This window comes from Acidovorax sp. LjRoot66 (assembly GCF_964253305.1).
Taxonomy (GTDB): Bacteria; Pseudomonadota; Gammaproteobacteria; order Burkholderiales; family Burkholderiaceae_C; genus Acidovorax.
In genome coordinates this window covers 4,706,124-4,720,203 of sequence record NZ_CAXUQU020000001.1, presented here as the reverse complement: position 1 = coordinate 4,720,203, position 14,080 = coordinate 4,706,124, and the positions used below count along the sequence as shown (strand labels likewise).

General features: G+C 64.3%; 10 protein-coding genes. 6 read left to right on the top strand and 4 right to left on the bottom strand.

Annotated features, from left to right (window positions below):
• Window positions 1-5 precede the first annotated feature (5 nt).
• The 3 genes from ACSQ3Y_RS22150 to ACSQ3Y_RS22140 all read left to right on the top strand — a co-directional run bounded on the left by ACSQ3Y_RS22150 (window position 6) and on the right by ACSQ3Y_RS22140 (window position 2,131).
• Window positions 6-662 carry an MSMEG_1061 family FMN-dependent PPOX-type flavoprotein gene (locus ACSQ3Y_RS22150; protein WP_436180156.1) on the top strand — a complete coding sequence of 219 codons (657 nt, stop codon included), beginning with the start codon at window positions 6-8 and terminating at the stop codon, window positions 660-662.
• Window positions 649-1,383, top strand: a complete 735-nt coding sequence (locus tag ACSQ3Y_RS22145; RefSeq protein ID WP_436178900.1) for a siderophore-interacting protein — start codon at window positions 649-651, stop codon at window positions 1,381-1,383. The genes ACSQ3Y_RS22150 and ACSQ3Y_RS22145 overlap by 14 nt, the downstream gene beginning before the upstream one ends.
• Before the next feature lie 91 nt (window positions 1,384-1,474).
• Entirely contained in the window at window positions 1,475-2,131 is a 657-nt protein-coding gene (locus ACSQ3Y_RS22140) for a 2'-5' RNA ligase family protein (RefSeq protein WP_436178899.1), read from the top strand.
• A 278-nt stretch (window positions 2,132-2,409) separates the two neighbouring features.
• Here the strand turns inward: ACSQ3Y_RS22140 and ACSQ3Y_RS22135 are convergent, their stop codons facing one another.
• The 4 genes from ACSQ3Y_RS22135 to ACSQ3Y_RS22120 form a co-directional block, all read right to left on the bottom strand.
• Window positions 2,410-5,043 carry a diguanylate cyclase domain-containing protein gene (locus ACSQ3Y_RS22135; protein WP_436178898.1) on the bottom strand — a complete coding sequence of 878 codons (2,634 nt, stop codon included), beginning with the start codon at window positions 5,041-5,043 and terminating at the stop codon, window positions 2,410-2,412.
• Between the two features lie 150 nt (window positions 5,044-5,193).
• Window positions 5,194-6,822 (bottom strand): methyl-accepting chemotaxis protein, encoded by a 1,629-nt coding sequence (locus tag ACSQ3Y_RS22130; RefSeq protein WP_436178897.1) that lies wholly within the window; start codon window positions 6,820-6,822, stop codon window positions 5,194-5,196.
• 202 nt (window positions 6,823-7,024) lie between these two features.
• Entirely contained in the window at window positions 7,025-8,740 is a 1,716-nt protein-coding gene (locus tag ACSQ3Y_RS22125; RefSeq protein ID WP_436178896.1) for a methyl-accepting chemotaxis protein, read from the bottom strand.
• 48 nt (window positions 8,741-8,788) lie between these two features.
• On the bottom strand, window positions 8,789-9,508 hold the full coding sequence (locus ACSQ3Y_RS22120) for a helix-turn-helix domain-containing protein (protein ID WP_057203683.1): 720 nt from the start codon (window positions 9,506-9,508) through the stop codon (window positions 8,789-8,791).
• 129 nt (window positions 9,509-9,637) lie between these two features.
• Between ACSQ3Y_RS22120 and ACSQ3Y_RS22115 the strand changes: the two genes are divergently transcribed.
• The 3 genes from ACSQ3Y_RS22115 (at window position 9,638) to ACSQ3Y_RS22105 (ending at window position 14,039) form a co-directional block, all read left to right on the top strand.
• Window positions 9,638-11,212: a PAS domain-containing sensor histidine kinase gene (locus ACSQ3Y_RS22115; protein WP_436178895.1), complete on the top strand. Its 1,575-nt coding sequence runs from the start codon at window positions 9,638-9,640 to the stop codon at window positions 11,210-11,212.
• Complete coding sequence (locus ACSQ3Y_RS22110; protein ID WP_057203681.1) at window positions 11,209-11,850, top strand: response regulator; 642 nt, start codon at window positions 11,209-11,211, stop codon at window positions 11,848-11,850. The genes ACSQ3Y_RS22115 and ACSQ3Y_RS22110 overlap by 4 nt, the downstream gene beginning before the upstream one ends.
• A gap of 293 nt (window positions 11,851-12,143) precedes the next feature.
• Window positions 12,144-14,039 carry a putative bifunctional diguanylate cyclase/phosphodiesterase gene (locus ACSQ3Y_RS22105; RefSeq protein WP_436178894.1) on the top strand — a complete coding sequence of 632 codons (1,896 nt, stop codon included), beginning with the start codon at window positions 12,144-12,146 and terminating at the stop codon, window positions 14,037-14,039.
• Window positions 14,040-14,080: the final 41 nt, after the last annotated feature.

Sequence of the window (14,080 nt, the reverse complement as noted above, 5' to 3'; positions counted from 1 at the left end):
GCGCCCTGGTCGAGCCGCCTGTGCCAGAGCAGGTGGCGGTGGATGCCCCCGATCTCGATGCGCTGTATTCGCCGCCGTCCGAGATGATCCAGAAAGCGGTGCTTGACCGCCTGATCGGTTCGCACGAAAGCTACCTCAAGGCCGCGACCTTCTTCTGCCTGGCCACGGGCAGCGCCCAGGGGCTCGATGCCTCGCCGCGCGGCGGTCCGGCGGGCTTCGTGCATGTGCTCGACGCACACACGGTGGCCTTTGCCGACTGGCCGGGCAACAACCGCATCGAGTCCCTGCGCAACCTGGAGCGCGATGACCGCGTGGGCATGCTCTTCATCTTTCCGGGGCTGGAGGTGTTCCTGCGCATCAACGGCCACGGCAGGGTGTCCACCGCCCCCGAGCTGCTGGCCGAGCTGGCGGAACAGGGGCGCACGCCCAAGACCGCCACCGTGGTGGCCATCACCGAAGTGCTCATGCACTGCGGCAAGGCGGTGAACCGCGCCAGGCTGTGGGCCCCGGCGTCGCAGGTGGACCGCGCCAGCGTGCCCACGGTAGGGCAGATGCTGGCGGAGCTGACGCGGCTGGGTGGTGCCACCCAGCAGATCGGCGACGAGCAGGTGGAGCAGATCAACGCGCACTACGACCACGAGGTGCGGCATGCCCTTTACTGAGGAAGAGCGCAGGCCGGGCCTGCTGGAGCGCACCTTTGACCGGCTGCTGCTGCGCAACACGCGGGTGGCTGCGGTCGAGCAGGTGTCGAAGCGCTTTCGACTCATCGACCTGGAGGGCGAGGCGCTAAAGGGCGCGGCCTGGGCGCCTGGGCACAAGCTGCAGGTCAAGGTGGCCGGGCCGTTCACGGCACGCACCTTCACCCCCATCGTGTTCGATGCGTTGCGAGGGCATACGCGCCTGCTCGGCTATGCGCATGGAGCCGGGCCCGGCAGCGACTGGCTGCGCCGCGTGCAGGTGGGCGATGCCTGCCAGGTCTTCGGGCCGCACCGCTCGCTGGCGCTGGGCGATCTCACGGGGCCTGTGGTGCTGCATGGCGATGAGACGTCCTTCGGCCTGGCCGCTGCGGTGGTGGCCGCCATGGCGGGCAGGGAGGGGCCCCGCTGCGTGTTCGAGGTGGAGTCCCGCGCTGAATCCGCACTGGCGTTGCAGGCGCTGGGCGTGGTGAGCGCAGTGCTGGTGGAGCGCAGCGACGAGGCGCTGCGCATGCAGGCGGCCAGCGAACTCTGGTCGCAGTGCAGCGGCGACGGCACGCTGTTCGTGCTCACCGGCCGGGCGCAGTCGATCCAGCAGGCCCGCCAGGCACTCAAGACGCGCGGTGTGCCGGGCTCGCGCATCGTGTGCAAGGCCTACTGGTCTCCCGGAAAGGCCGGCATGGACTGAGAGCCATGGCCTGGTGGCATCTGTTCCTGCGCCGCACTGGACATTCGGGCCTGCGAGCGCTAGTGTGGTGACCAGTCCATGGAGCCACGCCATGCCACACCAGCTGTCCTTGCCAGGGGTGGAGCCCGCCGAGCCACGTCCCTCCCGGCCGCCCTCCAGGCCCGCGCCAGAGCAGCGCGCGCGGCCCCACCACCTCTTCTTTGCGGTGCTGGCCGAGCCTGCGGCCGCGTGGTGTGCAGACCGCCTGCGCCGCGACCTGATCGCACGCCACCAACTGGCCGGCAGCGAGGTGCGCACCGAGCGACTGCACCTGACCCTGGTCTCGCTGCATTGGCATGCCGAGTTTTCCGAAGCCATGGCCCTGTGGGCGGCGCGCGCAGCAAGCGGGGTGGACATGCCGGCCTTCAACATCCGGCTCGACCGCTTCCTGAGCTTTCACCGGCGCCGGGGCAATCGCCCGCAGGTGCTGTGCGGCGATGGCGAAGGGGTGGCCGGTTTTCTGGCGCTGTACCAGGCATTGCACGACGCGCTGCAAGCGTCCTGGCCGGGCCCGCACCCCGTGCGTGCCGCGCCGGTCATCACCCCCCACATGACCTTGTACTACAGCCCCCGCGACGTGGCAGAGCACCCCGTGGAGCCGCTGTGCTGGACGGTGCGCGAGTTTCAGCTGCTCTACAACCGGCTGGGCTCGGGCGGCCCCTACCGGGTGCTGGGGCGCTGGCGGCTGGACCACCACCGGTTTCACTAGGAGTCTGTCGGACTTGGAGCGTCGAAAGCGAAAATCGGCCTCAGCGAGGACAGTTTTTGCCGCATTTGCAGCCCCATAGCCAGGCTATGGGGCAAAAAGACGGTGAAAAATGGACCGCTGTGGCCGATTTGCAGCCGACGATTTCCAAGTCCGACAGGCTCCTATGGCCGGAAAGATCGCGCGGCGGGCAGAAGCCTGAGGTACGCCGCCGCAAGCAGCCGACGAAGGCACGCTCGCCCACTCTGTCATGCGGGCCGTGGGCGTCGCCCGCTTCCGGTTCAGTCGTATAGCTGGAACTGGTTTCGTCCTGCCCTCTTGGCCTTGTACATCGCGGCGTCGGCATTGCGCAGCAAGGTGTCTGGATCACTGCCGTTGCCTGGATAGAAGGCGACTCCCATGCTGGCAGATACAAGGGCTTCCTGCCCATCGCGAAGCTGGACACTTTTGCCCACCTCCGCCTGGATCCTGGCCAGCGCAGCCAGGCATTCGCTGCGGCTCTCGAGTTCTGTCATGAGCAGGACGAATTCGTCGCCGCCCAGCCGGCTCACCGTGTCGTTGGCGCGTATGCTGGCCTGCAGCCGCCGGGCGATCTCCTGCAGCAGCAGATCCCCCGCCGCGTGGCCGAGCTCATCATTGACTTTCTTGAATCCATCCAGGTCCAGATAGCAAGCAGCCAGCAGGCGGTTATTTCTTGCCGCGTGCGCCATGCCTTGCTGCAAGCGATCCGCGAGGAGGAGCCTGTTCGGAAGACCGGTCAGTCCGTCATGGAATGCGATGTGCTCGACATGCGCCTGCGCCTGTTTGATGGGCGTGATGTCGGTGAACATCCAGAGTGACTCGCCTGTGTCGCCCGAAATGATCACACCGTTGGAGTCGATCCAGATACGCTGGCCATCGCGCCGGCTCATTTCGAGTTGCCGGCGATAGTGGCCTCCCTGCAGAAGCAGGGGGTAGGCTGCGGCACCTTCAGAGGCAAACGTCTCTTCATCCACATGCAGCCGACGGGTTGGCAGGCCGATCATTTCGCCAGGCGCGTATCCGAAGATCCGGTCCATCGCAGGGTTCTTCCAGACGATTTCGCGGTCTCTGATTCTTGCGATGCCGATCATGTCGTTGTCGAGCATCGCTTCCTGTTCGCGAGAGAGCTTGCTCAGTTGCTCTTTGGTGCGGTGCAGCTCGGTCATGTCAAAAACCGCTGTGCGGCTTCGCAGGAAATTTCCCTTCGCGTCGAGCACGGCGCTGGAGTTGATGCTCACGCGGCGCCGGCTTCCGTCGCGGCAGACAAGATCGATTTCCACGCCATCCAGGCGGCCATTGGCCTTGATCTGTGGAAAATTCCGCTCGAACGTGGCCCGGCCCTGCTCGGTCAGGAATTCGAAGGCATGCTTTTTCCCAACGACTTCGCTGCGCGTGTAGCCCAGCCAGGACAGCTGGGTGGCATTGATATGCACAAAGATTCCATTCGCGTCGAGCGAGTGGTATCCACAGGGTGCGTTGTCATAAAGGTCGTGGATTTCCTGTGCCGAGGCCGCGAGTTGGCGCTCCATTTGCTTGCGGGCCGTGATGTCCCGGGCTGAGCAGAAGACCAGTTCCTGGTCTTCGATACGAACCCCCGCGCTGTGGATTTCCACGTCGATCAGGCTTCCGTCGGAGCGCCTGTGCCGGGTGGCGAACTTGCGGCGTTCGCCCAGTTGAAAGGATTGGAGCCATTGGTTGATGACCCCCTGGTCAATGCTGGCGTCCCAGGTGGAGACATGCCTGCCAATCAGTGCGTTGCGTTCGTAACCCAGCATGGACGCAAAGAGATCGCTCAATTCAACGACCATGCCGTCGCGCGTCAGCACGTGCAGGCCATCGCTGGCTGTGAGCAAAAGACCATGGTTGCGGCGCCCTTCGCGCAGCAGTGCGCTGCGTTGCACGCCCTCCAGTTGCCAGGCCCGCAGCACCAGCGTCGAAGCCCCGAGCAGAACGATCAGCACCACAGCCGTCAGGCCGCCGACCAGCAGGGCCTGTTGGCGCCATAGCCCGAAATAGGTCGCTCGGTCGAAGCCGACGAGGACGAGCAGGGGGCGATTGCCCACCTGCCGATAGGCGGTGATTCTTTCGATCCCGTCCAGGGCTGTTGTGGCGACGAAGGATCCACGCCGGGGATCCCTTTGCATCGCCTGAATCAGTACCTCCGAGACATTGGTGGTCCCGACCGGGAGGCTTGCCGTTTGGCTGGGCACATGCCTGCCCACCAGCTGCATCGAATGGGTTCGCAGTGTGACGGCACCCATCGGTCCCACGTCGACCGAAGCGAGGATTCGCTGGAAGTGGTCAATGGGCATATGGGCATAAACGACCCCGGAAAATGCCCCTTCAGACGAGGCAAGACGGCGGGCCAGGACCATGACCCAGCGCTTGTCTGTGCGCGTGAGCACGGGGCCGGAGATCACCAGGCCACCGTCTTTCGCATCCCGCGCCAGGCGGAAAAACTCCCGGTCGCTCAGGTCGAGGTGCTCGTCTGCCGCCACCGCGGTGCCAACGCGAACGATGCCATCCGCGTCGGTGATTCGAAGCCCCTGCAGATCCGGGGTGAGGGCCTCCTGACCAGCCAACACGGACTCGGCGAAAGAGCGCTCCGCGAGGCCGGTGCCTGAGAGGGTGGGGCGAACCTGAACGATGACGCTCTGCAGCGCCGTGTCGACCTTCAGAACTTCGGTGTCGATGGTTTGCTGCAGGGTCGCCGCAAGGTTTTCCGCTGCGACCTGCGCCTTTTGCTCGAAGGCATCGTGGCTGGACTTCAGTGACACGACGGCCAGGGTGCTGATCAGCGCCGATAGCGCCACCACGCCAATCTTGAGCCAGCGGTTGAAACGGCCCTGCGCGGGCGTCCGCAGGTCCACTGTGGGGCGCAAGTCGACAGCCATGGTTGTATGAATAGTTCTCGGAATTGTGGATTCATTTTTGTTGCACAAGCTCGCCTTCCCCAGATGAAGGGTTTGCGGCGCTGTATGCCAAGGGCCTGAAGTGGCTTCAGGCCGGGCAGGCTTGGGCTGTTGCTTTCAGTGCGGCCGGGTTCAAGCAGCGCCAGAAGCTCGCGTATGGCCAATGAGGGACAGGCGAGGCACGCCATTGGCCAGAGGCAATGCGCGGACATTGGGCAACTTGAACTGGGCAACGGTTTCCACAAGTCCGTGCGCCTGGTGGCTCAGGCTGGATGCAGCAGCAGCCATCTCTTCGACCAGGGCGGCGTTTTGCTGGGTGGTCTGGTCCATCTGCGTCACCGCCTCGTTGATCTGGTCCACCCCCATGCTCTGCTCGCCGCTGGCGGCGCTGATTTCGCCCATGATGTCGGTGACGCGCCGGATGGAGTTGACCACCTCGCCCATGGTCTGGCCTGCACGGTCCACCAGGGCGGTGCCGGCTTCCACGCGTTCCACGCTGGCACCGATCAGGCCCTTGATTTCGCGGGCCGCCGAAGCGGCACGGCCTGCAAGGTTGCGCACTTCGGTGGCCACGACGGCAAAGCCTCGGCCCTGTTCACCTGCGCGGGCAGCCTCTACGGCCGCGTTCAAGGCCAGGATGTTGGTCTGGAAGGCAATGGAGTCAATCACGCCGACGATGTCCGCGATCTGCACGGAACTCTCGTTGATACTCTTCATGGTGTGCACCACTTCGGCCACCACGGCACCGCCCTGCAGCGCTACCGTCGAAGCGCTCAACGCGAGTTCATTGGCCCTGCGGGCGCTTTCGGCGTTCTGGCGCACTGCAGAGTTCAGCTGTTCCATCGAGGCCGCGGTTTCCTCCAGGGCGCTGGCCTGCTCTTCCGTGCGCGAGGACAGGTCGGTGTTTCCCTGGGCAATCTGCTCCGAGGCGCTGGCGACGTTTTCGGAGCTCTGATGCACCGAGGAAACCATGGCCACCAGGCTGTCCTGCATGCGCTTGAGTTGTGCCATCAGGCTGGTGGTGTCTCCATCCTTCAGTGTGATGGCCACAGTGAGGTCGCCCTGCGCCACGCTCGTTGCCAGATGGGCAGCAGTGCCAGGCTCCGTGCCCAGCTGGCGGATGATGCTGCGGGCCACCAGGTAGCCGAAACCCAACGCAAACAGAAGGCCCATGCCGATGGCCAAGGCGACGAAGAGCTGCGTGTTCTGGTAGGACGCGACCGCATGTTCGTATTCGGCGCGCGCAGTATCCAGCTGCACCTGCACCAAGCCCCCCAGCACGTCCTGCAAGGGGTCGAGTGCAGGGTACATGTCCTTGGCGGCAAATTGGGTCAATGCGGCCAGGTCGCCTTTCTGAAGGTGTCCCTCCAGGATTTTTACGGAGCCGTCGGCGGCGGGCAGCAGCTTTTTGAACTGCTCCACCAAGCGAGTTTCTTCAGGCACCAGAGTGGTGGCCAAGTAAGCATTCCAGTTGTCGCCGATCTCCTTCTTGGCCTTGCTGATGGAGTCCAGGCCTTGCTGGGCTGTCAACGCACCGTCGCGCACCTTGTGCGCCGTATCAACTATGTTGACCGCATACGCGTCGGATACCAGCTTGATCTGCTTGAGTGGTACCACCCGGTCCTGGTAGACGGTGTTCAGGCCTGCGTTGGAACGTTGCATGCCCATCAGCCCTGCAGAGCCGATGACAGCCATCAAAGCACACAGGGCTATAAGGAGGAGGGAGAGGCGGGTGGATATTTTGGAGTGTTGGAAGTTCATGAAGGGATCAGCTTGGGATGTGTTGATGGTTTGGAACTAAGTCAACGCCGGCCTGCCCTGGAACGCACTCCAATCAGGGCGACGGGCCGAAAGGCCCATCCAGATGGTGATGACAGTGTTTTGCTTTGAGTGATTCTATCATTTAAATCATATGTGGCAATTGTGTTGCTTTTATGCTTTTTTAATTCAAAGCGGCCCAGCCCTAAGGCAGTTGGAGGGTGCGGCCCAACGCGGTCACCCCTGGGCCTCTGTTTGCCACTTGGGGCTTTTTTCCTGCATGCGCCATCACCCTCCCTGTGGCTCTTTGCAGCGCTGGCGCCCTCTGTTGAAGTGGGCCAGGGCGACTGGCACTGCCATGGATGTGGATCTGAAACACCGAGATGGCGCGCTGCACTGTCTCGGCGCTTTGGCTGAGGGTGCCTGCTGATGCGGCCGACTCTTCCACCAGGGCCGCGTTTTGCTGGGTGACGGTGTCGAGCTGCAGCACCGCCTCGTTGACCTGGGAGATGCCCTGTGACTGCTCCCTGGTGGCGCCGGTGATCTGTCTCACCATGGCACCCACCTCGCTCACGGAGGTGGTGACCTCCACCAGCGTCTTGCCTGCGCCGTGGATGCGTTCAGACCCTTCAGCGATGCGCTGTGCGGCCTCTGTGGTCAGTTGCTGAATTTCCTTGGCTGCTGCAGCGCTGCGTTGGGCCAGAGCGCGCACTTCCGTGGCGACCACGGCAAACCCCCGCCCGCTCTCCCCTGCGCGGGCGGCCTCCACCGCTGCATTGAGTGCGAGAAGGTTGGTCTGGAATGCGATGCCTTCGATGACCGCCGTGATGCTGCCGATCTTGCGGGAGGTTTGCTCTATGGCGTCCATCGCCACACGGGCATCCTGCACCGCCTGTTCTCCGCGGCCTGCAATGAGGCCGCTGTCATCGCTGCGTGTCGCCATCACCGAGGCTGTTTCTGCGGTCTGGCGCACTGTGCTTGCCAGTTCCTCCATGGCTGCTGCGGTTTCCTCCAGGCTGGCGGCCTGCGTTTCGGTGCGGCCCGCCAGGTCGAAACTGCCCTGCGCGATCTCCCTGGCGGAGGCGTTGAATCCGGTGATCTCCTTGCGAACATCGCCGACCACCGCGCGAAGGTTGATCTGGACCTGGTTGAGCCGGCGCATCAAGGCACCCATGGGCTCGGGAAAGTCAAGGCGTGGGACGCCCGTCAGATTGCACGCCGACAGTTCGCCCGCAAATCGCAAGGCTTCGTGCAGCGCCGCATTCAGGCGCCAGGTGAACCAGGCAAATACGATGCCCAGGCCGGTAGCGAGGATGCCGGTTCGCGCGATGGTCGCCAACGCGCCTTGCCAGTCCATGGCGTCGGGAAGCATAGACAGGGTGGCCACCAGTGCCAGTGCGAAGCCCATGCGCGATGTCAGCGATGACTGGATCGCCGAGGCAGCCAGGCCTCGCACACCCCGTCTGCGAACCTGGCCGGCTGCAATATAAAAGTCCTCCTTGCCGTTCTTCTCCTGCTGTGCCAGCCGCAGGTACAGCGACTGTGCTGCGTCGATCTGCTCCCGTGTCGGCTTGGTGCGAACGGACATGTAGCCGCTGGGCTTGCCCCCTTCCATGATGGGCGTGACGTTCGCCACCACCCAGTAGTGGTCGCCGTCTTTGCGGCGGTTCATGACCAGGCCGGTCCAGGGCTCGCCACCGCCTATGGTCCGCCACATGTCCTTGAAGGCTTGCGCGGGCATGTCGGGGTGCCGGATCATGTGGTGCGGCTGGCCAATGAGTTCTTCGTACGCATAGCCGGACACGTCGACGAAGGCGTGGTTGCAGTGCGTGATGACCCCCTGCCGATCGGTCATCGATACCAGTGAATCGGTATCGGGATAGTCGTGCTCGCGGTAGGTGACGGGAAGGTTGATCTGCATGGGGAATCCTTCGTAGGAATGGGTGAGTGGCAGTGGGGTCAAGCCCTGCTAGTGAATGGCTGCTTGCGACTCGTTGCCCAGCAACCTGCCTGCGTCGGCGATGCAAACGTGCCGCTGGTGTACCGTCAGGATTCCTTCCTGGGTCAGCCTGGAGAACAGCCGGCTGACGGTTTCGAGCTTCATCCCGAGGTAGGAGCCGATTTCTGCACGCGTCATGCGCAGCACCAGCTCCGATTCCGAAAACCCGCGTGCATGAAGGCGCTTGACCAGGTTCAGCAGGAATGTCGCGAGCCGCTCCTGCGCCCGCATGCTGCCCAGCAGCAGCATCATCTGGTGCTCGCGAACGATCTCCCGGCTCATCGCCTTGTGCAGGTGCTGCTGCATGGCGGGCAATTCACGCGAAAGCTCGGCCAGCCGGGTGTAGGGAATGGCGCATACCTCCGAATCCTCGAGGGCCACCGCGCTGCCCATGTGGCGCTCCGTGACGATTCCGTCCAGGCCGAGCATTTCGCCGGCCATCTGGAATCCGGTCACCTGCTCGTGCCCCGTCTCGGTGGCCAGGCCTGTCTTGAAAAAGCCGCTGCGCACGGTAAAGAGCGCCTTGAATGCATCGCCGTCGCGAAACAGGTGCTCGCCCCGCTTGATCCGGATGCGCCGAATCGACAACTGGTCCAGACGCACCCGTTGCGATGGCTCCAGGTCCACGGGAAAGCACACATCGCGTTGTGTGCACTGGGAGCAGGTGGCGGTGGTGGAAGCGTTGGTCATGGTGAAGGTCCCCGGTTGGTGTCACGACTGTAGGCAGCCGGTCGGGATCTGGCTGTGGGGAGTTCTCCACTGCGCCTGACGGGAGCTCCGGTCATGTTTCCTTGGCCGCCCTGACAAAGCGAACCTACAATGACCGAAAGAGGGTGGAGCGGCATGGGTGGTGCATCGGTGCATGCGCTGCCTGCCGCCTGGTTCCAACAAGAGGCGTACCTCCATTTGACTGACATGCCGCCACTGCCGACCGAGGCACAGACCGGGCTTTCCGACAGCGAAGCCCGGCTGCGGGCGTTGTTCGAATCGGCCATGGACGGCATCGTCACGATCGATGCAACGCAGCGCATCGTGCTCTTCAACAAGGCGGCGGAGCGCATGTTCCGCTGCGAGGCTGCGCAAGCGCTGGGCCACCCGATCACCCGCTTCATGCCCCAGCGATTTCGTGGGCAGCATGCGGCCCACGTCGAAGCTTTCGGCACCACAGGCATCACCACCCGCCGCATGGGCTCCATCGGGGCCATCAGCGGCCTCAGGGCAGACGGGGAGGAGTTCCCCATCGAGGCATCCATCTCGCAGGTGGAGATTGCCGGGCAGAAGCTTTTTACCGTCATCCTGCGCGACGTCACCGAGCGGGTCCAGAATGAGCTGCGTCTGCGCGAGCAGCAGGAGACCCTGGCCGCGGTGATCGATGAGGCCAGCGACGCGGTGATCAGCTGTGACGAGGAGGGGCGCATCGTGCTGTTCAACCCGGCGGCCGAACGCATTTTTGGGCGCACAGCCGCCAGCATGCTCAATCAACCGCTGGACTCCCTGATGCCCGAGCGCTATCGCAGCGGGCATGGCGCCGACCTGCATGGGTTTGTGGAATCCAAGGTCACGCGGCGCGCCATGGGCGCAGGCCGCGTCAAAGGCGTGCGCGCCGACGGAGAGGTTCTGGAGCTGGAAGCGTCCATCTCGCGTGCGGTGGTCAATGGCAAGCTGACCCTGACGGCGATCCTGCGCGATGTCACACAAAGGGCGCGGGCAGAAGAAGCACTGCTGCGCTACCAGAGCGAGCTGTCGGATCTGGCGCAGCAGCTCATGCACCAGGAAAAAGAGACGACGCAACGCCTGGCCCAGGCACTGCACGACCAGCTCGGCCAGACGCTCACCGCGATCCGGCTCACCTTCGACGCAAGCCCGGCGAACGCTCAGGATGTGCAGGCCAGCGGGAAGGCCAGACAGCAACTGGGCGGCCTGATTGACCAGGCAATCAAGCAAGTGCGCCAGGTTCTGGTGGATCTGCGCCCGCCATTGCTGGACGATGACGGGCTTGCAGCAGCCCTGGACAACGAATTGAGGTCCCGGGACCTTACCCTTCCCGGCATTGACCTGTTGCTTGAAGTCGAGCCCGAGGTCGCGCGCACACGCTGGCCAGCCGATGCAGAGTACGCAGCCTTCATGGTTGCGCGAGAGGCCACCTCCAACGCAGTACAGCACGCGAAAGCCACCCTTGTGAGGGTTGTACTGGCAGGCGATGAAAGCCAGTTTCGGATCGAGGTGATTGACGATGGGCAGGGCTGGCCCCTGGATACGCAGATCGCTCGCCCCGGGCACCTGGGCGTGGTGGGCATGCGTGAACGCGCCCTTGCCACGGGTGCCCGCTTCAGCATTGCGCCAAACCCTGGCGGGGGCACCATCGTGCGGCTGGACTGGGGTGCGCACCGATGAGCAGGCTCTATCTGGTGGACGACCACCTGATGGTCCGCGAGGGGCTGCGGGCGGTGCTGCAGATCGCCGGACATGAGGTCGTGGGCGAGACCGCCGACCCCACGGTGGCCGTAGCAGACATTCTGCGGCTGATGCCGGACGTACTGCTCCTGGACCTGAGCCTGGGCGGAAGGTCCGGGTTCGAAGTTCTCGCCGACTTGCAGCGCCGCTCGCTGAGCGTGCGCACCGTCATGCTCACCATGTCGGCACAACCCCAGCATGTGGCCGAATCGTTGCGCATGGGCGCAGTGGGCTATGTCCTGAAGGGTGCGCCATCGAGCGAGGTGCTGCGTGCGATCGAGGTGGTGTTGCAGGGCCGCCGCTACCTTGGCCAGGAGGTGGCGGACCTGGCGGTGCAGGCCCTCACGGCGGATGCAGACGTCGACCCCTTCGGGGCGCTGTCACCGCGCGAGCGGCAGATTGTCGTCATGGTGGTCACAGGGCTGTCCAGTGCCGCTATCGGCCGCGAGCTGCACCTGTCACCCAAGACCGTGGACACCTACCGCAGCCGCCTCATGAGCAAGCTGGGTACGCCCAATGTGACCGCACTGGTTCGTCTGGCAATGCGCCACCAATTGCTGGGGGCGGACCCTCAATAGCCTGCACCCGGGGGGGCCGGCGCAGTGCTGCGGTGGCTCCCCGATGCCGAGGGCAGGGGAAGCCCGCGGCGGGCTCTTGCGCCTGTGTCGACCCGGTTCCTGTCGAGTTCCCCCCCACCCAGGCCATCGAGACTTCCCCACAGACCCGGCTGCCGGCAGTTCCTACACTGGGCCATCAGGAGCGCGACACGCCCGCTCCCGGTTCCTCTTCAAGGAAACATATGGCCGATCAATCCACAATCTCCATCGACGCACACAGTGCCCACCCCGCATTTGGCAGTGAGGTGGTCGGCATGCTGCTGCAGGCCATGCGGGAATCACCTGCACCCATGGTGCTCACCGAACCGGACGGATGCATCCTCAAGGTGAACGAGGCGTTTGAATGCGCGACTGGCTACGCCATGGACGAATTGGTCGGGCGCAGCCCGGGCATGCTGCGTTCGGGGCTGCAGGGGCGCAGTTTCTACAGCACCATGTGGGCGTCGCTGGGCAGCCAGGGGCGCTGGCAAGGGGAAATCTGGAACCGCCGCAAAGACGGCCAGCTGTCGCAGGAGTACCTGACCATCGTCACCCTGCGTGGATCGGATGGCGTGGCCGCATACCATCTGGGCACCTATGCCGAGCAAGCCTCGCAACAGCTGGGCAGCGGAAGTGCGAGGCGCGATGCCGCCACGGATGCAACCACCGGCTTGCTCAGCCGCAAGGCGTTCACCGAGGCCGCCGATCTCCTGAGCGAGAAGTCCCCCCTGGTGCATGTGCTCGCGCTGGACATCGATGGCTTCACGGAACTCAATGAACTGCACGGGCTGGTGTCGGGCGACGCCGTGCTGCGCCAGATGGCGCTGCGCTGCACGGAGGTCGCGGCCGCCGATGGCCGGCCTGCGGTGGTCGCTCGCGTAGGGCCCGATGAGTTCGCCATCGCGCTGGCAGACCCCCATGCGGAGGGCGGTGATGCGGTTCAGTCGTTCGCCTCGCGCCTGTATGCGAAGACGGCATTGCCCTTTGACCTCGGCGAGGGAAAGCACATCCAGATCTCGGTCAGTGTCGGCTTGTCATCGTTGGCGCAGGGGTGTGCAAGCGCTGCCGAAGCACTGCTCCATGCGTCGGCGGCCCGCCAGGAAGCCGTGCCGGGGTTGCCCATGTTGCAATGCTATGAGGCTCAGGATGGACAGCGCCGCTTGGCGCTCGCGCTGCGCGATGCGGTGCGCCTGGAGCAGATCACCGTAGCCTATCAACCCAAGGTGAATCTGGCTTCCGGGCAATTGTCGGGAGTCGAGGCATTGGCCCGCTGGGTGCTGCCCGATGGCAGCAGTATCTCCCCTGCTGAGTTCATTCCACTGGCGGAGCGCCGTGGCCTGATCGGATTGATTGGCGACAGCGTGATGGAGCAGGCGCTGGCGCAAATCGCGGCCTGGCAGACGATGGGGTTGGCAGCGCCCGTGGTGGCGGTCAATTTCTCTGCGCTGCAGTTCCAACGCCAAAACTATGTGCAGCACGTTGCGCTCGCGCTGGACCGCCACGGCATTCCTGCCCGACTGCTCGAAATCGAATTGACCGAGTCGCTGCTGTTTGGCGATATCGATGCCGTGATGCAGTCGCTGCAGTCCTTTCGCAACCTGGGGGTTGCGCTGAGCATCGACGACTTCGGCACGGGCTACTCTTCCTTGGCCTACCTGCGCCGCTTTCCGGTGCAGTACCTGAAGATTGACCGGCAGTTTGTCTCCGCCATGGGGGATGACGCCAGCGCCTGCGAGATCGTGCGCCTCATCGTGGACATGGCGCACCGGCTGAACCTGCGCTGCATCGCTGAAGGCATCGAAACCGAGGCCCAACTGAGGTTGCTCCAATCCATGGGCTGCGACGAGGGGCAGGGCTTTCTGTTGGCGCGCCCGCTGGACACCAGCGCCATGCAGGCGGTGCTCGCCGGCCGTCTGCCCTGGGCAGCGCTTTTCGAATCGGCGCCTGTGGAATCGGAGCAGGTTGACATGGATCAAGGTGCCCAAGGAGACTGCCAACCACAATCACCCCCTGCACGTTGCAATGGCGACGTTGCCACGGTCCCATTTTCTGAAGGGCTTTTCCAAGACATGCGAGCCGCAGCCGATACCTCTGGCGCCGCCTTCCTGAGCCCGCAGGGAGCACCGAGGGGCCCTGGGCCCTTGAGGAGTGGCATGTGCCAGACAGGCTGAACGCCGTCCGGCAGACCGCTGCACCGTGCAGGGTTCTGACC

What these genes read in the sequence shown, in the direction of transcription:
- ACSQ3Y_RS22145 (WP_436178900.1), top strand. Translation starts at nt 649, where the DNA reads ATGCCCTTTACTGAGGAAGAGCGCAGGCCGGGCCTGCTGGAGCGCACC.
- ACSQ3Y_RS22130 (WP_436178897.1), bottom strand. Translation starts at nt 6,822, where the DNA reads ATGAACTTCCAACACTCCAAAATATCCACCCGCCTCTCCCTCCTCCTT.
- ACSQ3Y_RS22140 (WP_436178899.1), top strand. Translation starts at nt 1,475, where the DNA reads ATGCCACACCAGCTGTCCTTGCCAGGGGTGGAGCCCGCCGAGCCACGT.
- ACSQ3Y_RS22115 (WP_436178895.1), top strand. Translation starts at nt 9,638, where the DNA reads ATGACCGAAAGAGGGTGGAGCGGCATGGGTGGTGCATCGGTGCATGCG.
- ACSQ3Y_RS22110 (WP_057203681.1), top strand. Translation starts at nt 11,209, where the DNA reads ATGAGCAGGCTCTATCTGGTGGACGACCACCTGATGGTCCGCGAGGGG.
- ACSQ3Y_RS22120 (WP_057203683.1), bottom strand. Translation starts at nt 9,508, where the DNA reads ATGACCAACGCTTCCACCACCGCCACCTGCTCCCAGTGCACACAACGC.
- ACSQ3Y_RS22125 (WP_436178896.1), bottom strand. Translation starts at nt 8,740, where the DNA reads ATGCAGATCAACCTTCCCGTCACCTACCGCGAGCACGACTATCCCGAT.
- ACSQ3Y_RS22135 (WP_436178898.1), bottom strand. Translation starts at nt 5,043, where the DNA reads ATGGCTGTCGACTTGCGCCCCACAGTGGACCTGCGGACGCCCGCGCAG.
- ACSQ3Y_RS22105 (WP_436178894.1), top strand. Translation starts at nt 12,144, where the DNA reads ATGCTGCTGCAGGCCATGCGGGAATCACCTGCACCCATGGTGCTCACC.